This window comes from Agriterribacter humi (assembly GCF_009192765.1).
Taxonomy (GTDB): domain Bacteria; phylum Bacteroidota; class Bacteroidia; order Chitinophagales; family Chitinophagaceae; genus Agriterribacter; species Agriterribacter humi.
The window spans coordinates 1-26,591 of the sequence record NZ_VOHQ01000020.1 but is presented as its reverse complement, the minus strand read 5'-3'; the positions used below and the strand labels follow the sequence as shown (position 1 = coordinate 26,591).

Here is a 26,591-nt window from a genome sequence, read left to right as displayed (position 1 = left end):
AAGTTTACGCCACCAGGCTGAAATACAGGAAGATGCACACTTCCGGTATTTTAGTTGCCTGGTGGGTTTTTTATTTTCAGTAGTTCCAGTAAATGACAAAAACAATTCACTTCTCCAGCCATGCAGCCGGAAAGAAATATTGCAGAACTTCCATTTTAGTTTTTTAATTTTAATACATGCATATTCCCTTGTTGCAATTCAATGGCTTTTTTGAAATTGACTGGCAGTCATTATTGCTTGGAACAGAAAAATGGATATTTCTTGTGGAGGTAGTTATCCGTTCATTTGTAATGTTTCTCACCATCCTTTTCAGCCTGCGTATCCTTGGCAAGCAAAGCGTTACACAGTTATCAATATTTGAGCTGGGCGTAATCATTGGTTTGGGCTCCGCCGCCGGCGATCCTATGTTTTATAAAGATGTAGGGCTGTTGCCGGGTATGATGGTTTTTTTAGTAGTGGTTTCGATGTACAGACTGGTAACATATATCATCAATCGGGGAGAAAAGATAGAAAGATTCCTGGAAGGGGAACCGATCTATCTTGTTGAAGATGGAAGATTAAATTGCAGCAATTTTGAAAAGGAGCTAATTGCTCATGATGAGCTTTTCGCCCAACTGCGTATAAACAGCGTATCACATCTGGGGCAGGTAAACCTGGCTATTCTTGAAATTAACGGATCCATCAGCCTCTATTATTATCCCGATGAAGAGGTGCGATGGGGTTTACCGGTACTTCCGCATTTATGTACCCAAAAACTGAAACAATTACCACCGAACTATTCTTTTGCCTGTTCTTTTTGCGGACAGGTAGAATCTTTAGCGCAGCCCGAAAACAATCATCTGTGTCCTTCCTGCAAAAGAGATGAGTGGGTAAAGGCTATCAATAATAAACGAATTGTCTGATGGTTTTCACCAATAAAGGCCCAGTCGATTTTCCGCACATGGTTTTCTCTGCTCCCGGCAGGTTTACCCCATCTCTTTCCAATCCTTATCTTTGCCGCCATAAAATATCCGTATGAGCGCAATGCTTAAAAAAATAACAGAAGCCGTTTCATTTATTAAAAGCTGTTATAGTTCTTCCGCAGAAATCGGTATCGTACTGGGCAGCGGACTTGGAAATTTCGTGGAAGAAATGACGGTTGAAAAAGAGATTTATTATACAGAAATACCTCATTTTCCTGTTTCTACCGTTGAAGGACATTCGGGCAGGCTGATCTTTGGACAAATAGGCCAAAAAAGAATTGTAGTAATGGCCGGGCGCCTGCATTTTTACGAAGGGCATGATGCCACAGAAGTTGCTTTTCCTGTTCGTGTAATGAAATTACTTGGTGTTCATACTTTACTTATCAGTAATGCGGCCGGGGGCGTTAATGCTTCTTTTGCCGTTGGCGACCTGATGATCATTACCGATCATATAAGCCTGGCTACAGTAAATCCTTTAATTGGTAAAAACGAAGATGCATTCGGGTTGCGCTTTCCTGATATGAGCGAACCCTATTCCAAAACACTGATCAAAAAAGGAAAAGCAATTGCAGCACAAATGGGCTATCCTGTTAAAGAAGGTATATACTTTGGTGTAACAGGACCAACATTTGAAACCCGTGCCGAATATAAAATGATCAATGTGCTTGGAGGAGATGCCGTAGGCATGAGTACAGTACAGGAAGTGATTGTGGCGGTACACGCCGGCATAAAAGTATTTGGCGTAAGCGTAATTACCGATTTGGGCATACGGGAAGAAGACAATATCATTACACATGAAGAAGTGCTGCAGGCAGCGGCCGCAGCAGAACCAAAGCTTACCGCCTTATTTAAAGAGTTAGTTAAAGCTATTTGATTTAGCCATTTTTTTCAACGGATATGTAATGATTTCAGGTATTTTCGCCGGGTACAGGATTAAGCCGACAGCATTGAAGAAAATATTTACATACATACTGCTATCCATATTGGTGAGTACTGCATTACCTGCATTATCGCAGCGACTTCCGGGCAGGCTGGGTAACATCAGCAATATGGGCCGGGGAGGCAGATCAGGAGGCGGCGATTCCATAAAATTTGAACACCGCGATCCTTTTGCAGATTCTGTAAGCATCCGCTTTAAATACATTGATTCGGTACGCTCCTATACTTTTGATTCTTCTTTAATTGATTTTTACATTAAGGTGCCCCTGAAGTCGGAATACGTATGGTTAGGCAATAACGGAACAGCTACCACCTCCCTTTTATTTAATCCATCAACAAAGCCGGGATGGGATCCGGGATTTCATGCTTTTGACGCCTATGCTTTTAATACGGAGCAAACCCGTTTTTATAACACTACCCGCCCATTTACTGAATTGAATTACCTGATTGGCAGCGGAGCCGAACAGTTCATCAATATCTTACACACCCAGAACATAAAACCCAACTGGAATTTCGCATTCCAGTTCAGGCTCATTAATGCACCGGGATTTTTTAAAAGCCAGAACACCAATCATTCCAATTTGCGGCTCAACTCCTATTATCAGTCGCCCAATAAAAGATACGGGATATACTTTATTGGATTAACCAACAGCCTGCAATCGGCCGAAAGCGGAGGTATAGTAAGCGATAGCTTCCTGGTAGATAAAACAGGTACTTACTCGGACCGGTTTAATATTCCTATTAATACCGCCGGGGATGCTACATACAGCCGTGACCCGTTTAATACACAATTAAAAACAGGCAACAAATACAATGAGCTTAAACTATTGGTAAGGCAACAATATGATTTTGGCAAAAAAGATTCATTGGTAACCGATTCTACTGTTATCAAACTCTTTTATCCGCGCTTCAGGATCGAACACACACTTCAATACAACACTTACAAATACCTGTTCCAGGATATTGCGCCGGACAGCGCATTTTATAAAAAAAACTACGACATCGCATTTAATCCGGGCGATTCTGTCATCTACACGAATTCCTGGAAGGAACTCATCAACGATTTTTCCATCTATCAGTTTCCCGACATTAAAAATCAGCAACAATTTCTGAAGGTGGGCGCCAGCCTTCAAAATCTTTCCCTGAAAAGATATGATTCTACACGCGACATGCTGTATAATGTTTTTTTACATGGCGAATACAGGAACAGAACCCGAAATAAGAAATGGGACATTGAGGCGCATGCACAGTTTTATGTTACAGGATTTAATGCCGGCGATTACCGTGCATATATCAGCCTGCAAAGACTACTCAGCAGTAAATTGGGCTCTTTACAGGTAGGTTTCGAAAATGCAAACCGAACACCATCTTACCTGCTACGCAATACCAGCGGTTTTCCGATTGTGGCGCCCGCCAATGGAACCAATAAAGAAAACATTACGCACCTGTTCGGTTCGTTTGCTGTTCCGGCTTTACAATTGCAACTTAGCGGTCATTATTTTCTTATTGGCAATTATGCATACCTTAAAAACTTTTATGAAGCGGATCAGCAAACCACTCCCTTCAACGTATTGCAGATAAAAGGCAGCAAGGATTTCAGGATAAGCAAATTCTGGCATTGGTATGCAGATGTGGCCGTGCAAAAAACAGCCGGCAATACCCCTGTTAATATTCCGTTGCTTTACCTGCGCAACCGCATTGTTTTCCAGGGTCAATTCTTTAGAAATCTGAATATTGCCCTGGGGTTAGATTCCAGGTATTATACACCTTATACTGCAGACAATTACTCTCCTGTAACGGGCCAGTTCTTTCCGCAGGACAGCATCCGCATAGCCAATTTACCTGATATCGCTGCTTTTGTGAATTTCAGGATCAGGAGCTTTAGTGCTTTTGTAAGGCTGGAAAATCTGAATACACTGGAACTGGATGGATTTTCTTTCACCAACAACAATATGGCAGCGCCATTGTATCCCTACCAGGGCCTGCTCTTTAAAGTAGGCATTTTCTGGAATTTTGTGAACTAACGGGTAGCAGTAAGCGTTCAGCCATGAGCTTTCAGCAGTGAAAGCTGATAGCGGATAGCCTTTGATCATACATTCGTAACTTTGCACCCGGCACTTTTGTATTTACCAGATAAAAGAATATGACAACAAAAAAAATCATATTTACCTTCCTGCATTTTTTGAAAGGATTGTTTGTGAAAAAAGATTGTTGCAGGTGAGCGCATTTCTGATTAATGTGCAGTGTGACCCTCCTTCCATCGGGTACCAACCGCGCTAAGTAATTTGCATCTCAAATTTTAAATCTCAAATCTCAAATAACCCTTATTTTTGTGGACTATGACACAAGAACAAATAAAAGATATGAGACTGGCCGTTGGCGTGTTGGGGAGGTTTCTTTGACGTTGCTAACAGGCGCGATAAAATAGCAAGTGACAAGCAGCTCACCCTTTCTCCCGGCTTCTGGGACGACAATGCACGGGCTACACAAATCCTTAAAGACATTAAGCTTAACGAATATTGGGTAAAGCTGTATGAAGATGTGCATACAGCAGTAGAAGATTTTGCTGTATTGTTCGACTTTTGGAAAGAAGGAGAAGGATCGGAAGACGAAGTAAAAGCAGCATACGAATTCGCCCATGCCCGTATTGAAGAAGCCGAATTCAAAAGTACGCTCAACCAGCCGGAAGACGAGTTACCTGCTGTACTGCAGATAAACAGCGGTGCGGGCGGAACAGAAAGCCAGGACTGGGCTGAAATGCTGGCCCGCATGTACAGGATGTATGGCGAAAAACAAGGCTGGAACGTTACTGAGTTAGACTGGCAGGAAGGTGACGGGGCAGGGATAAAATCTGCTACTTTACAATTTGACGGGCCGTTTGCCTATGGATTTCTAAAATCAGAAAGCGGAGTGCACCGGCTGGTTCGCATTTCACCATTTGACAGCAATGCCCGGCGACACACTTCTTTTGCTTCCATATTTGTATACCCGCTGGTAGATGATTCTATTGATATAGCAGTAAGCCCGGCAGACCTGGAATGGGAGTTTTACCGCAGTGGCGGCAAGGGAGGGCAAAACGTAAACAAAGTAGAAACCGCTGTAAGATTAAAACATATTCCTTCGGGTATTATTGTAGAGTGCCAGCAGAGCCGAACCCAGGGAGAGAACAGGGAGAAAGCATTAAAAATGCTGAAGAGTCGTTTATATGAAGAAGAAATTCGCAAACGGGAAGAATTGAAAAATGCTTCAAATGCCAACAAAAAAAGAATTGAATGGGGCAGCCAGATCCGTTCTTATGTATTCCATCCTTACAAAATGATCAAAGATCACCGCACAGATTACGAGGTAGGAAATGTGCAGCCAGTGATGGATGGTGAGTTAGACGGCTTTATTAAGGCCTATTTGATGATGGAAAAGGAAGCGGAAACCAACTCATAAGTTTTATACGCGGCACAGTGCCAATCCGCGCTTTTCAAAAAATAAGCCGCTGCTTCAATAATTAAGCGTATATTCGTTTCGATAACAATTTGAGTTTATCAGCATTTTGTAAGTGAATGATTCCTGCTATTGGTTAGCCATCTTTTTTACCTCTGCTTTTTCTCAGATCATTTTTATTCTTAAAATAATTCAAAGAAATGAACATTTATGTTTCAAATCTAAGTTTCGCCGTAGCGGATGAAGACTTAGTAAAGCAATTTTCACAATACGGGGAAGTGAGTTCCGTAAACATCATCATGGATAAAGTTACCAACAGGAGCCGGGGTTTTGCCTTTGTGGACATGCCTGAAAATAATGCTGCTGAAAAAGCTATCCGTGAGTTGAATGGCTCTTCCCTTGACGGGCGGTTTATTAAAGTAAACGAAGCCAGGCAAAGAGAAGACAGGAACAAATCTTCCTCTTATTAAAAAGATTTAAAAGGGACCTTTGGCAGGTCCTTTTTATTTTAAACCTCACGAGTTAAATCCTTTACACTTCATAACTATTAAACACCTTGCGACTTCAACACATGAGCATAACTGACGCGGATAACATTTTAAAAGAGTTGGTTCTTGACCGGTATAAAGATTTATCTGGCTGTGATATTAAATTAAAGCGGGGAGATTTGATGAATCATGCTATGGAATCTGAATTTAGTTTTTTCAGCAGGTATACCATAAACATCAACTACGCAGCCCTGTCCTTACCTGTAAAAGAATTCACTGTATGCCTGGCAAATCAATTAAGCAAAATAGTGGCATTCCAGCACATGAGCCTGTCATCAAAAATAAAAGACATGTTGTTTTCAAGATATTCTCCTTCTTATTTTATTAGCCAGGAAAAAAGAGCGAAAACAATGACCGCCGAAAGAGCCAAACACATTCAGGGTACTATGCCGAACAATCAACAGAACGCGTAAGCGATCTTATTGCACTTTTGAAAGCCTGGTAAACTCCATACCATTATAAATCCTTGCAAGATCCCTGTTACCGGATATTTTATACTCATTAATTTTAGATTCCCCGACAATACGCCAGAAATTCTTTGATTTAAGATCGGCATAATCAACCGTTTTAATAAATAATCCAACAAAAGATTTCCGTGCTTTAAAACCAATTTGTACGGGAAACTCTTCTGCTTTAATACGCGTTAAAAACGCTTCAACTTCATCTTTTGTCATAATTTCTTTTTAAATAAAGTAACCTGTTATTAAAAATTATAGTGCTTGCGGGAAAAAATTATTTTTTGATGAAACGGAAAGAGATAACAAAGATAATCTTTTGGCAACGGCAGAACCTGATAATTTAAGATAATCCAGGCGATATTTCATTAATACCAGCAGATTATCCTTTCGGACTGAATGTTAACGAAAGAAAATCGAAAGAATGAAATAGGTAGTGTAGCTTTATGCACTTAACTTATCTGTTAAATCTCCATTTATGAATATACAGGTATCCAATATCAGCCTCAATACCATTGACGCTGATATCAGAAAACTATTTTCTCCTTTTGGTACAGTTGATTCTGCGATGGTGATCCGGAACAAATTTAACGGGCGTTCAAAAGGCAGTGCAATTATAAACATGCCGTCTGACGCGCAGGGCAGGCAGGCTATTATTTCTTTACATCAAACGATGATGGATGGGAAAAAAATATCTGTAGATGAACTCCGTGACCGTTTCTAAAATTTACTACAGGGAATCCAGTGCGTATTCGTCCGCCTTTATAGCTATATCTTTTTAGCAGAAAGAGGCTGCCTTTTCAGACAACCTCTTTTAAACAAAACCTGTAACTGCTATTTTATTAATACCCGTTTGACTTCAACTCCGGATTGGCGTTTATAGCCTGGTTAGGAATCGGGAAAACCGTCTTATCAGCGCCATCCTCTGGTTTATCCCACCATGCATCACCAAAGCGATCCCACCGAACCAAATCTGTTCTTCTGTGGCGCTCTCCAATAAATTCGCGTCCCAGGTCATCCACAAATTCATCATCCGTTAAAACGGAAAGATTGTTCTCATAACTTTGCGCAGCCCATTTATCATCGGGGAAATTTCTTTTCCTCACTGCATCCATTAATTTGGCAGCTCCGGCTTTATCGCCAGCACGATATTTACATTCCGCCAGGGAATAATAAATTTCAGCGAGCCTTATTTCAGGAGCCGAATTAAACTGAAACATATTTTCGGACATTGGCAACCAGGGAAATTTCAACAGCCGAACCCCGGTATTTTCTTCGCCCGTAGTAACATGCGAGCCTTCAGCCCATCTTCCGCCGGGCTTTTCCGAAAACCGGCCAACCTGGTCTACATAATGCAGCGGTTTTCCATTGTATTCTTCCGTACCATTCACCATTTTAGTGCTGTCGTAACCATATCCTTTTGCATAATCAAATTCATATTGCTGACCGATCATGAAAAATCCTTCATAATCTCCATCAGCAGAAGTGGTTCTAAAAGGTTGCTTACGCTTATCATCATTCGCAAACTTTTCGTAGGCCTTACCCAGTTTTTCAGGATACAAATTACCTTCCAGATCGCGGGAAGGAATAAGATGTATTCCATTCCAGCCTCCCCAGTCATTATCTAAAGAATATCTTGCCTGGTAATGCATCATGGCATTGTACATCCAGCCAAATTCATAAATATTTTTTGCATGAGGGAACTCAAAAATATTTTCTGGTGAACGGTATCCATTTACGCCAGACCTGAATGGTCCGCGGTAATCCGTATCAATGCTGTATGCACCGTATTTACCATCAATGATCTCCTGTGCTATTTGCGCACATTCGGTGAATTTGGCGGTACCTGTCCATTTCCCGGCATTAAGATATAAACGCACCAGTAGAGCTGCGGCTCCGCCCTGATCCCAACGCCCCGCACGGCCATTTTGAGGTAAGCCGGGAAGCGATTCTTTCAGCTCTTTTTCAATATACGCAAATACTTCCTGTGGCGTAGACTGAGGTTTAATCTCTCCAACATTCTCTACAATTGGAACATCGCGGAAAAAATCAATGAGAAATAAATAAAACCATGCACGCAATGTTCTCAATTCAGCAATATGCTGGGCTTTATCGGCATCCGTTAAACCAAATGCAGGATAATCCAATTTAGACATATCACTGATAATAAGATTGCATTGCCCTATTCCCTGGTAGGGACCTACCCATCCACCATAAATTTGCCCCTGGTCAGGATTCCAGGCATGGCCATGCAAACGCACCCATTGACCATCGTCATAACCGTGCTTTCCTTTCTGCGCCCAAACAAACTGGTCAGCAGTAAGCTCCTGCAGCAGCCAGCGGTCGCCATCCCAGCCACACCAATGGCCATGTTCATAGGGACGTACAAGGGCGGCTATAATAGAGTTTTTATCCTGGTAATAGCTATCCGCAGGAAGCACATTAAAAGCTTCCTCTTCTAATTTAGTACATGAAGGCCCTACCACCAGCGTGAACAGGAGCGACATGTATAGCGTTAATTTAATTCTGTTCATATCATTAGGTCTAAAATTGTAAAGAATAGTTTAAAACGTAATCTGGGCACCCAGGCTAAAATTCCGGGCGATAGGATATACATCAAGGCTCCCAAAGCCAGGCGTTAATCCTGTAACAGATACTGTTGTAGGATCGAGCCCTGTATATTTTGTAATGGTGAATACGTTTCTAACTGTAGCGTATATGCGCAGGCTTTTCACCTTTGAGTTTCCAATTGCGGGCGACCATCCCAGTGTAAGATTATCTAATTTGAAATAATCACCGCTTTCCAGGAAATAATCAGTGATCACTTTTCCTGATGTAATATGCCCGTTTCGCGTATAAGCATCCTGCAGCAGGTTTACATTAGGTTCTGCCTGCAACCCAAAATACATCTGGTACAAATTGATGATTTCGTAGTCAAACCTTGCCCGGAAAAACAATGCCAGGTCAAATGCCTTATAAGTGAATGTATTTCCCCAGGCCAGCTCATAGCGCGGCATGCCATTGCCAATAAAGGTTTTATCTCTTTCTGCATCCGCATCGGAAGAAGCAACAATCGCTTCCTTGCCTACAACGGCGTCTTTCCATATTAATATTTTGCCTTCGTCATCTACCCCTGCATATTTATATCCCCAAAAGCTACCAATCTCTGTACCTTCTCTCAAAAGATAGGCGGGGCCTGGGTTACCAGGTGATGGCAAATCACCCATAAACCTGCGGTCGGCTTTAAATTTATCATTGGAAAATTTATCCATTTTTGATTTGATATACGAACCAGTAATGGTGGTTGTATAGTTGAAATCATTGCCCTGGATAGCGTTCCAGTTTAAGGTAAGCTCAATACCCCTGTTACTTTGCGTACCCACGTTAACGAACATGCGATCGTGCAAATAAGGAGGAACGGGCACTAAGTAATCATTGATCAAATCACTTCCTTTGCGCAAAAACGCATCAATACTACCGCTTAACCTGTTATTGAACAATCCAAAGTCAACACCCAGGTTGTAAGCAATTTGTTTTTCCCAGCGCAGATCGGGATTATAGTTATTTCCTGGTCCGTACACCTGTATCCATTGTCCATCATCATTCTGGTACCTGCCATATCCCTGGTATTTGGCAAGTGATGTATACCTGTCGAACCCGGAACGACCGGTTACGCCATAAGAGAAGCGAAGTTTAAGATCGCTAATGGCCGATATGCTCTGAAAAGCAGGCAAATTGGAAATGCGCCATGCTGCTGAAGCAGATGGAAACAATCCCCATTTATTATCTGCTCCAAATTTAGTATTGCCTTCATAACGGGCGGATACCGTTAAGAAATACGTATCATCGAAGTTATAATTTGCCCGTCCCAAAAAGGCGATGTTCTTTTCTTTGCTTTTCCACGAGCCCATTACATCCGTCATATTAATCGCCTGTCCGTTACCGTAATTTCCGGCGCCAATATTATTATAAGAAAACGCATCGGAAGGGAAACGCCTGTTTTGCGACCAGAATCCCTGGTTATTAAATTCCTGGTACGAATAGCCGGCCACAACACGCAGATCATGCTTGTCTATTCTTTTAGCATAATTACCCAACCATTCCAGAGTATAATCCAGCCATTTTTCACTCTGCAAACGAGCCCTTCCTATATACCCGTTATTAACAGATTCAGCCGATTTACCGTTATAATACTCCCTGCGCAACATATCATGTCCCTGCCTGGCTAATTTTACTTCGGTACTTAAATCCTTTGTAATGTTCAGCTTAAAATTGAGATCTACAATAGAATAGGTTTGATCGGCTCCGTTCTCTCTTGCTTTAAGATCCTGCACAGGGTTATAAGTATCAAAACCCTGCAGGGTATTGTACTTTGTAGGATCATCCGCGTCCATCAGAGCAATAGTGGGATTAAGCTTTACTGCCTGTTTGAATGCGCCATAGTTGGTGTATTCTTCTTTAGCTGTTCTGTAAGAAACATTTCCGCTTATTTCAAGCAAACCGTCTATTGCTTTTTGAAGAAAATTCGCTCTTAGTCCGGATTCTTTTCTGCCGGTGGCAATATCTATCCCCTGTTTGGTACGATAATTTCCGGAAATACGGAATACTGAATTTTCATTGCCACCTGAAATAGAAAGGAAATGATTTTGCCCGAAATTATTTTCCCGGATCAGTTCATCATACCAGTTGGTTCTTGAGCCCAAATCAACATCCCTGTTATGCGAAAGAAATTCTTCTGCCGAAAGAATATCAGGCTTTGCAGCCACGGCATCATGCTCAATATAGCTATCGTATGTAAGCGTAACCTTACCGGCTTTACCTCTTTTGGTTTGAACAAGAATAACGCCACCAGCGCCCCGGGAACCATATATGGCTGCAGAAGCGGCGTCTTTTAATACGGTAATAGATTCAATATCCTGTTGCGCAATATTGCGAAGGTCGCCGCCAGGTACGCCATCAATAATAATAAGAGGACCGTTGCCTGCCCTAAAAGAGCCTGCACCCCTTACCTGAACATCGGTACCTCTGTTCGGATCTGCAGCAGCCGGATTGGAGACAGTTAATCCCGCTACTTTTCCGTCAATCATTTGCATGGGGCTATTTACAGCACCGGGCAAAAAATCTTTACTGGTAATCGTTACCACAGAACTGGTAAGATCTTTTTTACGTACACTTCCATATCCTACCACTACTATATCCGACATGCTGGTTACATCCGGAGCCATGATGATACTACCTAATTCCGTACGCTCATTAACCGATACTTCTGTGCTTTTAAAACCTATATAGCTAAATACCAATACCGCACTGGCACTGCTCACTTCAATAGAAAACGCTCCATCAGCAGCGGTAAAAGTACCATTGTTAGTGCTTTTTTCTATAACCGATACACCTGCAAGCGGATCACCGCTTTCGCTGGTTACTTTCCCGGTTACGATTATTGCTTTCTGTGCCAGCAATAGCTGATCTGATGGCTGATCGCCTGCAATTACCACCAAATGATCACTCATCCTGCGATAGGTGAGCTTAGTATTTTCCAGTATTTTGCTTAACACTTCATCCAAACTGGCATTTTCTACTTCAATGCTAACCAGTTGATTTCCTTTCAGCAACTGGTCTTTATACACAAATCTGAAGTCGCCTTGCTGCTCAATGGTTTTTAAAACTTTTTTTAAATGAACCTTTTCCAGATTAAGGCTGATTCCTTGTCCATAGCTCCGGGCAAATCCCTGGGTAGAAAATGCGAGGATCAGCAATATGACCAATTTCGTCATGAGCAGGTATTTAATTAACACACGGCGCATATCAGGTGATACCCCGTATTGAGTTTTTTTCATATCTTGGTTTTGATTTAATGATGATAGCTACCCCGCTGAGGGTAGTTTTGTCTTTAAGCATGGCGGGGGGTGCCGTAATCATCCTCCGCTTCTTTTTTAGAAAAATGAGGTTATTTATTCATTCGCAGACAGTTTAGTTATAAAATAGTATATGCATTTTTTTAAATGACCCGGCTTTAATATGAGTGTAAGAGGGTCACCATATGGTAACCACATTTTTAACGACCTTATATTTGAAATTACCAGTAATGTGCAAGGCTTCCATCACCTGTTCAATGCTTTCGTTATCAAAAATGCCACTGTATTCCGCATGTTTTAGTTCATCACCGTTGATGATCACTTTTGCATCGTACCATCTTTCAATTTTTTGAGCCACTTGTTCTAAGCTTTCCGCATCAAACACTAATTTATTTTTAATCCATAAAGTTTCAAGGGCGCTGCTGTCTTTGTCTTCAAAATGTATATTGGTTATAGTTATGCTCGCTTCTGCTACACCTGGTTTTTCCTTTCTTTTATTGCCATTAACAATAAGCGCCGGGGTTTTATTATTCACCAGGAGCTTTTCGTTCGGTTTCAGCACAATTCTTTTTTCAGGATTATTGTGTAAGGTAACTTCTACAGACCCTCTGAAAAGGGCGGTTTCTGTATTCTTTTCCGTTTCATATGCCCTTACATTAAAAGCCGTACCCAATACCTTTATATCGATCGTTTTTGTATGTATTATAAATGGACGGGTTTTATCTTTTACCACATCAAAAAAAGCCTCTCCTTCCAAATGCACTTCACGGAAATTACCCCTGAAGTTTTCATCATATATAACCTTACTGTCGGCATTCAGCCAAACCATTGTGCCATCCGGCAATTGAATTTTAGATTTAGAACCGCGCCTGGTACTTACTGTATTTTGAGCTATTACCTGCTCTTTTTTTTTATCCGCGTTGTTTTCCCATTTATAAAAAACAATAAAAAAAATCAGAAGAGATGCTGCGGCTGCATATGAGGTGAGCCATAGCCATTTAAATCTTTTTTCTTTTTCCGTCCTTACCTCTTCGGGGTATAATGCAGGTTGTCGTATATGAATCTGCCCTTTTGAATCATCAGGATAATTGCTCAACCGTTGCAGGTGCCTGTTAAAAAAAAGATCTGTATTGTTTTCCTGCCGCTTATTTTCTTTCCATACCTGGCTTAGCATTTCTACCTGCATACCCCATTGCGGATTTTCCAGTAAAAAGGAATCCAATGCTTCAAGCTCTTCCAAAGTGGCTTCACCTGAAAGCTTTAAACTTAACAACAACCAGAATTTTTCTTCCTGCATAAAAAGTGCCTGTAGTATAAAGACAACAGTTCCGGAGGAAATGTACCAAAGAAAAAAAAATATATTTTACGTAACTTTTTTGTCTCCGTAACAAAATTCATTGTTTTAAAAAAGTAGTATCTTCACTACCAGATTTTACGATTTGGATTCGCTTGTTGAAATACCAGAACTGCAGAAAAAGATTGCCTTGTATGACGATATGAAATCGTACCGGCAATTGTACGACCTTTTTTTTTACAGGTTAAACCGCACGGCATATACATTTGTAAAATCAAAAGAGGCTGCGGAAGAAATTGTTTCCGATGTATTTATTAAGATATGGCAGATGCGAAGCAGGTTGACTGAAATTGAAAACCTGAAGGTCTATCTCTATACTATCACAAAAAACCTCTCTCTTAATTATATTACCCGTCATTATAAAAATCCAGAGGTAAGTTTGGATACCATGCACCTTGAAACAGCTATTGATCTTAACACGCCTGAAGAATTATGTATTTCATCCGATATTATAAAAAAGATCAGGATGGCTGTAGATGAATTACCTCCCAAATGCAGGATTATTTTACAATTGGTAAAAGAAGATGAACTGAAATACAAAGAAGTAGCGGCTATTTTAAACATTTCCGAACTTACTGTTCGTAATCAGGTAGCTATTGCAGTAAAGAAAATGAGCAGGATTTTACCTTCTTACCTCGAATCTCCCATCAACCAGCTCTAAAAAGGGATCAGCATCCTGATCCTCTCAAAAATAATTTAGCATTATCAGCATCAATACTATTATTTTTCATAAAAGAAAAAGGCCGCCATTTAAAAGCGGCCCTTTTATCAAAGTATAATGGAGTATAATGCTTTTAGAAACCCGTATTGTTCGGCAACAGGTTTGGATTAACATCTATCTCCTGCTTGGGTACAGGAAACAATAATTGTTTCTCCGTAAATGTTGCATTAAATACTGTGGTATGTCCAACAAAATCATCCCAATTCCCGGTTACATCATTATGTACTTTTCGTGTTCGCAGCATATCAAACCACATCTTATTTTCAAAACATAATTCATAATAACGCTGTAACCAAACTTCTTTCTCAAAAGCATCCTCGCTCAGGGCGCCAATAGGAGAAAGATCGGCTCTCTGCCGGATGGCATTCACATATTGGATTGCTTTTGAGTTAGGTCCGCCTTCGGCACGGTTGGATGCTTCAGCATACATCAGGTATACATCTGCCAAACGATACAGGCTATAGTTCAGATCCGACTTTACTGTATTGGTTACCGCGTCAACATCGAACCACTTGTAAATGTAAGGTCCTTTAAATGTTACAACTGTTCCCGGTGATTTTGCACTGGGATAACTGCTGTAAAAAAACTGGCGTTCCTTTACACGTTTATCACCTGCCGGAAAAGAAGCGATGAACTCTGCAGTAGGATATACCGATCCATATTCATCAGAATATTTGGAAATACCTGAATAGTTGGGAATGGTTAAAGGTGTTAATGGATTGGTGGAAGGTACACCGGCAGCATATTGCACCTGGAAAATAAATTCACCTTTATTTTTATTAGCAGGGTCAATCATATCTGTATACTCAGGAAACAAAGTATAGCCGCCATTGGTAATAACATCCAGCGAACGTTTGGCCGACTCTGCGTAAGCAGCATCTCCCCCATTGATGGCGGCGCCTGCATAAGTAAGATAAACATCGGCCAGGATGGATTTTACAGCACCCATGGAAACCAGGCCTGTATTATCCTGCCAGGGCAGCGTTGATTGTTCGGCAAGTAAAAGATCAGGCAGAATAATGCTGTCATAAATATTCTTTGCCGGAGATCGGGACAAATTCAATCCGTTTACAGCGTCAGGTACCTGCGTTACGCTGGGAACGTCGCCATACATCCTTACCAGGAAAAAATAATACAAGGCCCGGAGTGTATGCGCTTCTGCAAGCAGGTTGGCTTTTGCTTCATCTGTCAACCCTGGTGCATTGATGCCGGGGATCTGTGCTATAGCCTGGTTACAAGCGCCTATTCCTTTATACAGGTTCTGCCACCAGGTATCCACATAAAAAGAAGTGGCATTATAGCTAAGATTTTGAAACAGGGTAAAATTTGTTTGCCCCAGGTCGCTATTTGATTTCCCTGTCATAAATTCCATTAAATTCCAGGTATTACCGCCATAGGAAGATGGTTGACCACCCAGCATGGAACCCTGCAGGTTCTGGTAACAGGCATTTGCAAAAGCTCTTGCTACTTTAACGCTCGACAAAGACGATTCGGGCGTAATAAAATTCGTAGGTTCCTCTTCTAAGAATTTTTTGCACGAAGCGGCCAGGAAAATAACCGCTCCGATAGCTATATATATAATCTTTTTCATGTTCGTTTGTTTTGAAATTAGAAATTGAGCGTAACACCTAAGTTCCATACACGTGGCCGGGGATAAGAGAAAAAGTCGAGGTTCTGTGAAAATGAACCGTTGGCGCCGTACGAACTATTATAGGTATCCACTTCCGGATCGTACCCTGTATAATCGGTAATGATAAACAGGTTTTGAACGCTTGCATAAATTCTCAGCCTGTTTATTTTAAGCTTATCCAAAGTTTGAGATGGCAATGAATAGCCCAGCACAAAATTCTGTCCCCGGATAAAAGAACCATCTTCCACCCACCATGTATCGAATTTGGAGTCCTGCGCGAATTTATAATTCCTTACCTGCGACACCATTGTGTTCTGATTATCCGGTGTCCATGCATTCAATACCGTTTTAAGACTATTTGCTATCGTTTGCCTGTCTTCCGATGAATGCTTAAATGTGGCGGCTGTATTTACGCCCTGCACAAAACGAATGTCGAAAGTAAAATCCCAGTTTTTGTAATTCATAGTGCTGCTAAAATTGCCCGTCCACTTAGGATAAGCCCGTCCTATGATACTGTAATTTTCAGAACCATCAGGGTTGAGCAGGTATTTCCTGTCGCCAGGCTTTAAACCCTGGGAGGCGGCAAGATCAGCTTCTTTGTCACTATATGTTCCAAGCCTTGTTCTTCCCCAGAATGATCCAATAGCTTCTCCTACGCGCAGGATATTCGTTTGTCCGAGAAAGTTAGGACCTGGAAATATATCAGCATCGCCATCCTTTAACTTCAGTATCTTGTTTTTGTTAGTTGCGAAAATAAAATTGGTTGACCATGTGAAATTTTTGCTTTGTATATTAACCGTATTCAGATTCAATTCAACACCCGCATTTCTTACAGAGCCAACATTGATGTACACAAAATTGTTATTCATACCTGCTGACCATGGAATAGGCGCCTGCAATAACAGATCTCTTGTAACACGGTTATAATAATCTGCGGTTAATGTTACCCGGTTATTAAACAATCCCAGCTCAACGCCTGCATCAGCCTGCAACGATATTTCCCATTTCAGATCGGGGTTACCGAGGTAACTTGGGATAAGGGTTGACTGGAGGCTTCCGTTAAGCACTGTGGTGCTTGGCTGCGTTTGCGCAATAGACTGGTATTGCCCGATTTCCTGGTTACCCGAAGTACCATAGCTGGCGCGAACTTTCAGATCACTGATGATACTATTCATATTGTTTTTCATGAAGTCTTCTTCTGAAACTCTCCATGCAGCACCCACCGAAGGGAAGAACGCATATTTATTATTGGCGCCGAATTTAGAAGAACCGTCATACCGGCCTGTTGCCGTAAATAAATATTTATCGCTGATATTATAAGTAACACGTGCAAAATAAGAGTTCATCGCCCATTTATAATCCTGTGATTCTTCGGCTGAGCGAACAGATCCTGCCTGCAAATAATGCCACTGGAAAATATCATCAATAAAATTCTGAGCTTCCGCTCTCACTCTTTCCTGGTTGAACTCCTGCCAGGATGCGCCCAGCAAAGCAGTCATCTTATGACCATTATCGAATTCCTTATTCCAGGTAAGATAATTTTCGGACTGCCAGTAATTATTGTTGTAAGTGTTCAGGTTGGCAACCCCACCCTGATCCTGCGACAGGTTATGCAAGTCCCCGGCGGAATAGAAATTATTTTTTTGATCATTCAAATTAAATCCAAAATCAGATTTAAAATCCAGGTCTTTTGTTATATGAAATAAAAGGTAGGTATTTCCCAGGGTTTGAAAGTTATTATTGAGTGTATACCTGTTCTGTGCAATATGTACAGGATTTGCGCCACCTTCCAATCCATCAATATCACTATTACCGGCCCATGTACCATCGGGGTATTTAATGGGAATAATGGGCACCGCTTCCGTAACCATACGCGGCACGTTTAATCCGCCATTGCCATCGGACACCATGCGCTGGCGCGATTTCATTAGAGAAAGGCTACCGCCGATCTTCAACCACCGGTTCACATCATTATCTAATGTAAACCTGGCGGAATAACGTTTAAAATTTGAATTTGCCATTATACCATCCTGGTCGAGATAACCCAGGGAAACACTAAATAATGTTTTCTCGTTGCCGCCCTGGAAATTTAACTGGTGACTGTGAGATAATGCAGGTTTATATACTTCAGATTCCCAGTTGGTATTATAAAGCGGTTTGTCATTTTCATCAAAAAGCAAAGGAAAGTTGGCATGATTTAATGCTTTCGGAGGCGTCCACGTTCCCCCAAGGGGATCAAACTTCTGTCCGTTGGCAAAAGATAAATTGTATATGTCAACAAATTCCTGCGCATCAAGTGCGGGTAAGTGCCGGTATAATTCAGATACGTTTACATTGCCATCATACGTAACCCTGGTGGCTCCGCTTCTGCCACGTTTGGTGGTAATCATAATTACACCATTGGCGCCGCGTGCGCCGTAAATAGCAGTAGAAGAAGCGTCTTTCAATACTTCCAACGAAGCAATATCATTGGGATTAATGCTGTTGCCGTCAACACCCGCCACACCATCTACTACGTATAAAGGATCAAGGCTTGAATTAATAGATCCCAATCCTCGTACCCGAACTTTGGCGCCGGCGCCGGGCGCATTGCTATTTACACTTACATCTACACCTGCTACTTTTCCCTGTAATGCCTGTGTAACATTGGGCACCGGCCTGTCCATCAACTGGTCTGCTTTTACCACAGCAACCGATCCCGTAAGATCAGATTTTTTTGCGGTGCCATAACCTATTACTACTATATCACTCAGGCTGCTTACATCGGGCATCAATACGATGTTTTGCAATGCTGCAGTATTACTAACCGCAACTTCTTTGTCTTTAAAACCAACGTAACTAAATACCAGCACAGCATCTGCACTGCTTACATTAATAGAAAAACTACCACCGGCATCTGTAGTCGTTCCATTGTTGGTTCCCTTTTCCACAACAGTTACTCCCGGAAGCGGTTCACCATTATCGTTCTTCACTTTACCAGCAATGTCTACCGCCATATTTTTTTTGAAATTATTGCTGGCAGTTTTTACACCGGCACCTTCACTGTAACTATTTGCAAAAATTGGAGTGGAAAAACCAAAAACAATTAATAGGATCATCTCCATCATAAGCAGGTACTTGTTTAATAAACAACGTATACCATGCGATACGCCGCATTCATTTTTTTTCATATCAAGTTTGTTTAAGTTGATGATAACTGCCGAAGCGGCAGTTTGTCTTTAATTTGCGGAAATTTGAGTCATGCTCCGCATGCTTCACGCTATCAGGTAATTCTATTCATATACAGATAGTTTTAATAAATGAATTATTAAATGAAAAGATTAAAAAAAAAATCTTTGTGCAAAAAACAATGCTTGCTTATCCGGTCACGTATTGCATAGCAGTTTAAACCCATATTTCAATGGCTTTACTTGAGCTATACTTAATACTATAAACCAGGATTGAGAGAGATTGGGGAATTTATGCAGGAAGAAGTTATCCCAACGAAAATCAAAATTAGGATAAAGTCGTTATAAATCACTGGGTAAAGCAAATAGCTTTTACCAAAGAAGCAACAGCAGGTTCATATCTTCCTCTTTATATAATCCACCATTTCCAAATCATCGCTTACCTGCGGTCAAAGGAATATGAAATCTGTCAAATATTTCGCTATTGATTTGTTAACCTGAAAAAAATTGTATACAAGAGTGTTTTATAAAAAAGCAACTACCCGTATTTCATAATCAAATAGGGGTAGTTGGTTTCCAGCGAATGGTGTAACAGTTTTATTTATTTATCCACTGTTAGCACGCCGTTCATTATCCGCCAATGCCCCGGATAAGAACAGATATACGGATAATCGCCCGGGATATCCGGTACACGGAATTTTAAGCTGAACTGCTGATCAGGATTCACCAATGGTGTTGCAAATAAAACATCCGGAACGGAAGGAATATACTGCATACTAACGCCTTCGGGTACCTGCGCCAGTTTATCGGCCGCGGCTCCTACCCTTTCCATAGTGCCTGGCTTTAATATCAGCAAATTGTGCTGCATAAAATCTATATTGGTAAGCACAATTTCTAATATCGTTCCCGCTTTGGCGGTAATTTTCGTTTTCTCAAATTTCATTTGATTCTGCACTGTTTTCATTATAATTACCTGGTCGGGCTTACCAAGGTCAGCCTGTTGTGCTTCCGCCAGCAGGGTTTCCATACGTGCATCGTATACCCTTCCTATATTTCGTGCGCTGTCTTCATAATCGCCTGCTTTTTTTGCACCGCTGTTCCAGTAATCATTTGCTATTCGAATGCCGGCGTCACGCAAAGGCATTTTAAACAACCCTTTCGTTTTCCCGGTAGCAATTCCTTTGTCATTCACAAGCAATTCCATTACGCCACCTTTTAAAAGTTTGGCGGTTACAGAAAAGGTATCGGTAATACTATCCTTAGATTGTATATTAAAGGATTGATTATTTTGGTTAACCTGGAAATGCAATTTCTTAGCATTGTCAACATACACTGCATATCCATTGGCTTTATTGCCCTGGGCTACAATTACTCCTTTCTTACGGTCCTTATTGTTCAATTCCACATTTGCAGTAAAAAACAATTCTCTTCCTGTAAGGTCAGGTAGCAGGTCGGGCCTGATATAAGTATTTTGAGGCAGTGAGAGCACATTTAATTTTGAACGCAGCATTATACGATGGATCAAACCGGCTTTGCCCAACTCCACCTGTTCGCTGATACCGCTGGCTTTAAATGCTTTTTCAAAACCCTGCTGTTGCACGCCCGATGCAATAAACAATGCTTTTTGGATCCATTTATCCTCGGCGCTTCCGCCTTCCTTACTGGCAAGTTTAAATAAAATTTGCCCTAATGTTTCTGATGAAGGAAGGTCGCATGCTTTTAATACAGCAGCCAGCACCACACGCAAATCCTTATCTTCAAATATGCCAGCCTCAATCAGGGCTTTTGAAACTTCTTCAGTTACCGGCAACACCTGTATGGCAGCCCTGCGCACTCCTGCCGAAGGATGCTTTAATGCGCCAATGACAACATTCAGCGCTTCCTTATTATCACCGCTAAAAGCCTTCAGCCCGTGCAATGTCCATAATGCATGCACGGCAGGTGCATTTAAACCAATCTCATCAACCGAAATATTTTCTATAATTTTATACAATTTATCCACTACCTTTTTATCGCCTGATTCCACCAGCAAACGCTGGGCTGTAGTGCGCCAGAACATATTAGAACTGCTCAGCGCTTTGATAAGCTCATCCGGATCACCTTTATTGAGTGACGATATTTTCTCTCCATCCGATTTCTTGTAACGAATACTATAGATGCGCCCCCTGAGCGAATCTCTTATCGGGTTGATATACGCATTTCCCTTGCCGGTTTCATATCCCTGCGGTGTGGGGTTATGCTGAATAATAAAATTATACCAGTCCGCTATCCATACATTTCCATCCGGGCCTACATCAGCCTGAACAGGCCCAAACCAGTCATCGGCGCTTGCTACAAAATTCCAACCGTCTTCACCTTCTTTGAAAGAAGAACCATCGGGCTCAATAATATTACGATGAATAACCCTACCGGTGGGTTCGCTTACAAAAGCAATTCTGTTCCAGAACTCCTTTGGATAATCACGCGCGGTATATAAACTATGCCCGGCCGCAGCGGTGAAACCATTATGCACATCAACCTGCCGCAGATTTTTGGTTACCACATGCATGGTATAATGGCTTTCAATTTTATCTATACCAGTTTCGCCACCCTGTCCCGACATTTCAAAATAACGTTTAGGGATAGTATACGCGGCACTGTGTGTATTATTGGCTGTAGATATAAAAGCATCAAAGTCCTCAGAGAAACCTAATCCCCATGTATTGTTTGAAGTATTACCCAGGAATTCCAATTGTTTTCCATCGGCGGTAAAATGATACAGGCCCTGGCTGAAACGCATGGTATCTTTACTGTCGCCCACCACCCCTTTAAAGCCGGAATAGCCAACTGTTCCCCATATTGTGTTATCGGGGCCGTAACGGAAATTGGAAGGTCCCGCATGCGTATCAAATGTTCCCCATCCTGAAATGATCTTTTCCCTTACATCCGCTTTATCATCACCATTTGTATCTTTCAAAAATAAAAAGTCGGGCGCCTGCGCCACTACTATCCCGCCATTAATGAAAGCAAAGCTGGTAGGTATATTCAGCTTATCGGCAAACACCGTAAATTTATCCGCCTTACCATCTCCATCCGTATCTTCCAGTATCTTGATCATGTCTTTACCTTCTTCCTTATTGTCGCGTACCATATTCGGATAATCCATGGTTTCCGCTATCCACAGTCGGCCCCTTTCATCCCAATCCATGTGTATAGGTTTATTAATATCAGGCTCGGCGGCAAAAAGTTTTATTTCAAACCCAACCGGCACCTGTATCAATTTCATAGATTGCTCCGGCGATAAGGGCTCCTGGAATTGCGGCGGCGGGTCACGTTTTTCATAATTAGGTATCCGTGCATCTGTATACTTTGGGTTGGGTGTATCGAAATGTTTTGTCAGCGCGCTTGCATGATCGCCTACCGCCCACATAATACCGTTGTATACTAATTTCAAAAAGCCGGGATTGGTCCATGTTTTTTCATCATGCCCGTAAGCTGTATAAAAAACTCTACCCTCTCCATAGTTACGAACCCATGTATAGGGTTCGTGATGATCACCTTCTACCCGTTCCGTAAGTACTTCTATATTTTTGCTGATCTTGTCGTGCACATAGGTTTCATCTTCCGTGGAAAAAGCAGGCACATCTTTCATTACCGGGTGATCCGGCTTTACAATTACGGCTCTAAAGGAATCGTATTGATGCGTTTTAAACTGACCACCGATCATCTCCACCACTTCCGGCGAATTGCGGAAGCACCAGGATGCGCAATGGATGGGAATAAATCCCTTACCCGAGTTTACATAATCAAGCAGCGCTTTTTCCTGCGGCGCAGTAATACTATCGTGATTGGCATACAACAGCAATCCATCGTATAATTTCAGATCTTCCCGTAAAAGATCATCAGGATTTGTTGTATAGGTAATATTTATACCCTTCTTGAAATATTCCTGCGAAAGCAGTTCTGCCAGTTTCTCCGAATCATGATGCTTGCTTTTATGCCCCAGAAATAATATTTCCAGCCGCCGGGGTTTATCATCTCTTTCCTGTTGTTTACAGGAATTCAACAACACAGTTAAAGAGAAACTACAAAGCAGGGATAAAAGGATATTGCGTTTCATTTGTTCATATTTTAGTTTGGTCGCTGTAATCTTTGACAGGAATTACCGAAAAAAGGAATTATAGCTGATTCCTCTTATTATACAAAGCACGATTATTGTCATCAGCTTATGATAAGGTGAAATCCGGCAGTTTAATAATTTCCCCTCCTTTCTTTGCTGACTCGTGGGCCAGTATGCCCACACATGTAATATTGGCGGATTGCCTTGCATTAGGAAACGGCTCTCTTTTTTGTACCAGTGCGCTTATAAATTCATGTACCAAATGCGGATGCGATCCACCATGACCTGCACCCTGTAAAAAAGATAGATGCTGGTGTTCATCGGTATCATATACACCACCTGTTGTAAAACGCTGTATAGGTTCAGGTAATAAATGAGCATAATCAGGCGACTCCACTTCTTCCGGTATCTCGGGCTCCTCACGTTTTGCTGTATGCACCACTAACGGTCTTCCTTCGATCAATGGCCATTCAACGGATTTTTTTGAACCGTATACTTCAAAGCTTTCCCGATATTGCCGCGCTGTATCAAATAAAGAGCGATATACATAAGCGCTTAAATCTGAATTCCTGAATTTGATATGCGTGCTCTCCACAGCATAGGAAGAATTATAAAATGAATGAAGCTCTTCCCGTATAGTTCCGGAACCAAAGCAGGATACATATTCCGCTTCCGCTCTTGTTAATCCCAATACCGGTCCCACGCAATGTGTAGCATAGTACATGGGAGGCAGACCCGGCCAGTAGTTTGGCCATCCATCCATATCCTGCTGATGGCTGGCTTTTAGAAATTGTATTTTCCCCAGCTCTCCTTTTTCATACAGTTCCTTCATAAACAAAAACTCCCTGGCATATACCACGGTCTCCATCATCATATAGGTAAGCCCTGTTTCTTTTACCGCCTGTACAATTTGTTTGCATTCATCTACTGTTGTGGCCATAGGAACGGTACAGGCCACATGTTTACCGGCCTTTAACGCTTTTAATGATTGCGCCGCATGATCAGGAATGGGTGTATTGATATGCACAGCATCAATGGCAGGATCTTTCAGCAGTTCATCATAATCCGTATATCTTTTTCCGATGCCAAAAGCATCTCCTGTTTTATTCAGGCTTTCTTTGTTTCGCTGGCAAATGGCATACAGGTGCGCGTTGGGATGCCGCTGGTATATGGGGATAAATTCAGCACCAAAGCCAAGACCTATAATGGCGATGTTTATTTTTTGGGAAGACATAAAGCTATAGTGTTATATTAAGTCACACTAAATTACGGTTATTTGAATTTCGATACTTTATGGATTATGTCCAATACTGACTGTATTTTATCCAAAATATGATAAAAAACAAAGAATTAGGGGAATATTATAAGGTTGAAAATTTACCGCGATATGTTTTTGGCGTCATTTTCATGTACGATTTAAATTGACGGTTAAAGTTGGATAAGGTATTGAACCCGCATTCATAACTTACCTGGCTGATGGTTTTGTTATCATCTTCACTTAATAATTTACAGGCATGCCTGATACGCAGCTCTGTAATAAAATCGGAAAATGATTTGCTGGTTTTTATCCTGAAATACCGGCTGAATGAAGTAGGCGTCATATTAAGCAATGCAGCGGCGGATTTCAATGCGATGCGTCCCTGAAAATGCTGTGCAGCGTAATTAATCACCAAATTGATGCGTTGGGTTTCTGATTCCTTTAATTTGTAAGCATAATCAGCATTGTGCAACAAACGGTATTCTTTTGTTTGCGCCATTAATTCCAGCACCTGCAATAATTGTATGAGGCATGTTGCACCATGTGCGGCAATAATACAGTTCATCATAGTGCCGAGCTGATTAACTGTTTGCCCGTAATATTCAATTCCACGCTTTGCTTTTTTAAACAAGCTTCTGATCTGCTGCATTTCATCTTTTTCTATCAGGTCGCCTATAAAATCTGCCCGGAAATAAATAACCAATCCATGTATAAAGTGTTTATTACGTTTATCAAAATAAATGCTGTCGCTGCGCCATAAATGTGGTACGCCCGGGCCCAGAAAGGTAAGGTCTCCTGCATTAAAAGACTGAACTGTATTGCCTATAAAGCGTGTACCTCTTCCTTTTAACACCATAAACAACTGGTATTCGCTGTGTGCATGCCAGGTAGCATCAAAATGCTTTTCTTTCAGCTCTTTTACTACAAATATCCTTGAGGCGGGAATGGAGGATTTTTGAACAGCAGATTTCATGAGAGACATTTAAAACCATGTTTATTAATAAAGATAATGGATTGAATGTAACATAAGTCACGAAGAAAATGAATGCAATTCCGGACTTTTGCACTATGAAGAAATGCTGGTAGAAAAAAGTTTTTGCCAACCGGCGCTGCAGTTGGCTGTGTGGGAGGTTTTATTACTGGAAAAGGATAGGCTGCAACAACGGAACCTGTGCCACTACATTCAGCCCATGCAATGGTACAGTTTATTTCGCCGTAATGCGTGCTCTGCTTTTTTAGTATGTTTAAAAAGCAACCCAAAGATGCGGTGTTGATGTCTCCGTTTATTAAAAAAAAATATTACAATGTTAAAGACAGTTTCATCCAAAAATATAGTATGCTTCAGCAGATTACTCCGATGGGGGCTGGGTATCCTTTTTATTATTATTGGACTTATATATTATGAAGAAGGAGGCTGGCCCGCCATACTATTTGGAGTCATTTTTTTTGCCACAGGATTTTTACGTCCAAAACGATGCCTGGAGAACAGTTGTGAACTGCCCGATAAGAGTAACAGCATTGTTTAAGGAAATGGTTTTAAAATTGCCAGATAGCTTGGTATTATTCAACATACTTATGCTCTTTTTTTATTACTCACGTTCAGACTATTCCTGATCGCTTCTAAAATTTTAGTTTTCTGCTTTCATTGATCATATCAATCATGCCAACTACCACACGATGGGTTTTCTTATCGCAATAAGGATAATCAGAATAATTATGCGATAACAGGCGATTGGGTAAATCTGATGTGTAGCCGGTGTAATGTTTACCGCATGTGGATGAATATAAAACGTACACAGTGTATTTCATATAGCAGAAAAGCCCCGTATGGAGCTTTTGTAGCGGGATGGGGAGTTGAACCCCTGTCCGCCGCGGCGGATATGAATCCAGGCAGCAATGTGCAATCTTTTTCACAAAATCCCTGCCTGCTCCGGTTTTCAACCACTTCTCATAAGTCATCGCTTCTTGTTGAGTGATAAATTCCTCGCTGTAAATTAACACCCAGGGGCGGTATCTGGCTGTCCAGTCTTTCCCAAGATGGTTATGCGATAACAGGCGATTGGGTAAATCTGATGTGTAGCCGGTGTAATGTTTACCGCATGTGGATGAATATAAAACGTACACAGTGTATTTCATATAGCAGAAAAGCCCCGTATGGAGCTTTTGTA

19 protein-coding genes are annotated in these 26,591 nt (G+C 41.4%); 9 read left to right on the top strand and 10 right to left on the bottom strand.

Annotation, left to right across the window (positions count from 1 at the left end):
• The first annotated feature begins 176 nt into the window (after positions 1–176).
• The 6 genes from FRX45_RS22085 (at position 177) to FRX45_RS22060 (ending at position 6,297) form a co-directional block, all read left to right on the top strand.
• On the top strand, positions 177–902 hold the full coding sequence (locus FRX45_RS22085) for a DUF421 domain-containing protein (protein ID WP_152270661.1): 726 nt from the start codon (positions 177–179) through the stop codon (positions 900–902).
• Between the two features lie 112 nt (positions 903–1,014).
• Positions 1,015–1,836 (top strand): purine-nucleoside phosphorylase, encoded by an 822-nt coding sequence (locus FRX45_RS22080; protein ID WP_152270660.1) that lies wholly within the window; start codon positions 1,015–1,017, stop codon positions 1,834–1,836.
• Positions 1,837–1,909: 73 nt separating this feature from the next.
• On the top strand, positions 1,910–3,925 hold the full coding sequence (locus FRX45_RS22075) for a putative porin (protein ID WP_193311813.1): 2,016 nt from the start codon (positions 1,910–1,912) through the stop codon (positions 3,923–3,925).
• A 315-nt stretch (positions 3,926–4,240) separates the two neighbouring features.
• A protein-coding gene (gene prfB / locus FRX45_RS22070; RefSeq protein WP_394350046.1) for a peptide chain release factor 2 occupies positions 4,241–5,339 on the top strand; the annotation gives its coding sequence in 2 pieces (ribosomal slippage) (positions 4,241–4,288 and positions 4,290–5,339; 1,098 coding nt in all).
• Positions 5,340–5,536: 197 nt separating this feature from the next.
• Positions 5,537–5,806: an RNA recognition motif domain-containing protein gene (locus FRX45_RS22065; protein ID WP_152270657.1), complete on the top strand. Its 270-nt coding sequence runs from the start codon at positions 5,537–5,539 to the stop codon at positions 5,804–5,806.
• A gap of 101 nt (positions 5,807–5,907) precedes the next feature.
• On the top strand, positions 5,908–6,297 hold the full coding sequence (locus FRX45_RS22060) for a hypothetical protein (RefSeq protein WP_152270656.1): 390 nt from the start codon (positions 5,908–5,910) through the stop codon (positions 6,295–6,297).
• A 6-nt stretch (positions 6,298–6,303) separates the two neighbouring features.
• Here FRX45_RS22060 and FRX45_RS22055 read toward each other — a convergent pair whose 3' ends face one another.
• Positions 6,304–6,558, bottom strand: coding sequence for a short-chain dehydrogenase (locus FRX45_RS22055; protein ID WP_152270655.1), 255 nt, complete (start codon positions 6,556–6,558; stop codon positions 6,304–6,306).
• Between the two features lie 259 nt (positions 6,559–6,817).
• On the opposite strand from FRX45_RS22055, the gene FRX45_RS22050 reads away from it, so the two are divergent.
• Positions 6,818–7,063 carry an RNA recognition motif domain-containing protein gene (locus FRX45_RS22050; RefSeq protein ID WP_152270654.1) on the top strand — a complete coding sequence of 82 codons (246 nt, stop codon included), beginning with the start codon at positions 6,818–6,820 and terminating at the stop codon, positions 7,061–7,063.
• Between the two features lie 118 nt (positions 7,064–7,181).
• On the opposite strand, the gene FRX45_RS22045 is transcribed toward FRX45_RS22050, so the two are convergent.
• The 3 genes from FRX45_RS22045 to FRX45_RS22035 all read right to left on the bottom strand — a co-directional run bounded on the left by FRX45_RS22045 (position 7,182) and on the right by FRX45_RS22035 (position 13,491).
• On the bottom strand, positions 7,182–8,873 hold the full coding sequence (locus FRX45_RS22045; RefSeq protein WP_226805520.1) for a RagB/SusD family nutrient uptake outer membrane protein: 1,692 nt from the start codon (positions 8,871–8,873) through the stop codon (positions 7,182–7,184).
• Between the two features lie 30 nt (positions 8,874–8,903).
• On the bottom strand, positions 8,904–12,176 hold the full coding sequence (locus FRX45_RS22040) for a SusC/RagA family TonB-linked outer membrane protein (RefSeq protein ID WP_152270653.1): 3,273 nt from the start codon (positions 12,174–12,176) through the stop codon (positions 8,904–8,906).
• A 196-nt stretch (positions 12,177–12,372) separates the two neighbouring features.
• On the bottom strand, positions 12,373–13,491 hold the full coding sequence (locus FRX45_RS22035; RefSeq protein WP_152270652.1) for a FecR family protein: 1,119 nt from the start codon (positions 13,489–13,491) through the stop codon (positions 12,373–12,375).
• Positions 13,492–13,633: 142 nt separating this feature from the next.
• On the opposite strand from FRX45_RS22035, the gene FRX45_RS22030 reads away from it, so the two are divergent.
• On the top strand, positions 13,634–14,209 hold the full coding sequence (locus FRX45_RS22030) for an RNA polymerase sigma-70 factor (RefSeq protein WP_152270651.1): 576 nt from the start codon (positions 13,634–13,636) through the stop codon (positions 14,207–14,209).
• 133 nt (positions 14,210–14,342) lie between these two features.
• Here the strand turns inward: FRX45_RS22030 and FRX45_RS22025 are convergent, their stop codons facing one another.
• From FRX45_RS22025 to FRX45_RS22005, 5 genes are all read right to left on the bottom strand, one after another.
• Complete coding sequence (locus FRX45_RS22025; protein ID WP_152270650.1) at positions 14,343–15,860, bottom strand: RagB/SusD family nutrient uptake outer membrane protein; 1,518 nt, start codon at positions 15,858–15,860, stop codon at positions 14,343–14,345.
• Between the two features lie 17 nt (positions 15,861–15,877).
• Complete coding sequence (locus FRX45_RS22020) at positions 15,878–19,069, bottom strand: SusC/RagA family TonB-linked outer membrane protein (protein ID WP_226805519.1); 3,192 nt, start codon at positions 19,067–19,069, stop codon at positions 15,878–15,880.
• Between the two features lie 598 nt (positions 19,070–19,667).
• Positions 19,668–23,165 carry a PVC-type heme-binding CxxCH protein gene (locus FRX45_RS22015; protein WP_152270649.1) on the bottom strand — a complete coding sequence of 1,166 codons (3,498 nt, stop codon included), beginning with the start codon at positions 23,163–23,165 and terminating at the stop codon, positions 19,668–19,670.
• 106 nt (positions 23,166–23,271) lie between these two features.
• Complete coding sequence (locus tag FRX45_RS22010; RefSeq protein ID WP_152270648.1) at positions 23,272–24,399, bottom strand: Gfo/Idh/MocA family oxidoreductase; 1,128 nt, start codon at positions 24,397–24,399, stop codon at positions 23,272–23,274.
• Between the two features lie 127 nt (positions 24,400–24,526).
• A complete protein-coding gene (locus FRX45_RS22005) occupies positions 24,527–25,396 on the bottom strand; it encodes an AraC family transcriptional regulator (RefSeq protein WP_193311812.1) in 870 nt (289 codons plus the stop codon).
• Between the two features lie 331 nt (positions 25,397–25,727).
• Between FRX45_RS22005 and FRX45_RS22000 the strand changes: the two genes are divergently transcribed.
• Entirely contained in the window at positions 25,728–25,949 is a 222-nt protein-coding gene (locus FRX45_RS22000; RefSeq protein WP_152270646.1) for a YgaP-like transmembrane domain, read from the top strand.
• Between the two features lie 94 nt (positions 25,950–26,043).
• Here FRX45_RS22000 and FRX45_RS23660 read toward each other — a convergent pair.
• Positions 26,044–26,591 (bottom strand): GIY-YIG nuclease family protein (locus FRX45_RS23660; RefSeq protein WP_226805518.1); only part of this gene is annotated, 548 nt, incomplete at its 5' end.

Bases quoted from the DNA above. Each gene is read 5' to 3' on its own strand.
- FRX45_RS22080 (WP_152270660.1), top strand. From the start codon at position 1,015: ATGAGCGCAATGCTTAAAAAAATAACAGAAGCCGTTTCATTTATTAAA.
- FRX45_RS22060 (WP_152270656.1), top strand. From the start codon at position 5,908: ATGAGCATAACTGACGCGGATAACATTTTAAAAGAGTTGGTTCTTGAC.
- FRX45_RS22045 (WP_226805520.1), bottom strand. From the start codon at position 8,873: ATGAACAGAATTAAATTAACGCTATACATGTCGCTCCTGTTCACGCTG.
- FRX45_RS22055 (WP_152270655.1), bottom strand. From the start codon at position 6,558: ATGACAAAAGATGAAGTTGAAGCGTTTTTAACGCGTATTAAAGCAGAA.
- FRX45_RS22000 (WP_152270646.1), top strand. From the start codon at position 25,728: ATGTTAAAGACAGTTTCATCCAAAAATATAGTATGCTTCAGCAGATTA.
- FRX45_RS22005 (WP_193311812.1), bottom strand. From the start codon at position 25,396: ATGAAATCTGCTGTTCAAAAATCCTCCATTCCCGCCTCAAGGATATTT.
- FRX45_RS22025 (WP_152270650.1), bottom strand. From the start codon at position 15,860: ATGAAAAAGATTATATATATAGCTATCGGAGCGGTTATTTTCCTGGCC.
- FRX45_RS22020 (WP_226805519.1), bottom strand. From the start codon at position 19,069: ATGAAAAAAAATGAATGCGGCGTATCGCATGGTATACGTTGTTTATTA.
- FRX45_RS22085 (WP_152270661.1), top strand. From the start codon at position 177: ATGCATATTCCCTTGTTGCAATTCAATGGCTTTTTTGAAATTGACTGG.
- FRX45_RS22050 (WP_152270654.1), top strand. From the start codon at position 6,818: ATGAATATACAGGTATCCAATATCAGCCTCAATACCATTGACGCTGAT.
- FRX45_RS22040 (WP_152270653.1), bottom strand. From the start codon at position 12,176: ATGAAAAAAACTCAATACGGGGTATCACCTGATATGCGCCGTGTGTTA.
- FRX45_RS22010 (WP_152270648.1), bottom strand. From the start codon at position 24,399: ATGTCTTCCCAAAAAATAAACATCGCCATTATAGGTCTTGGCTTTGGT.
- FRX45_RS22015 (WP_152270649.1), bottom strand. From the start codon at position 23,165: ATGAAACGCAATATCCTTTTATCCCTGCTTTGTAGTTTCTCTTTAACT.
- FRX45_RS22065 (WP_152270657.1), top strand. From the start codon at position 5,537: ATGAACATTTATGTTTCAAATCTAAGTTTCGCCGTAGCGGATGAAGAC.
- FRX45_RS22035 (WP_152270652.1), bottom strand. From the start codon at position 13,491: ATGCAGGAAGAAAAATTCTGGTTGTTGTTAAGTTTAAAGCTTTCAGGT.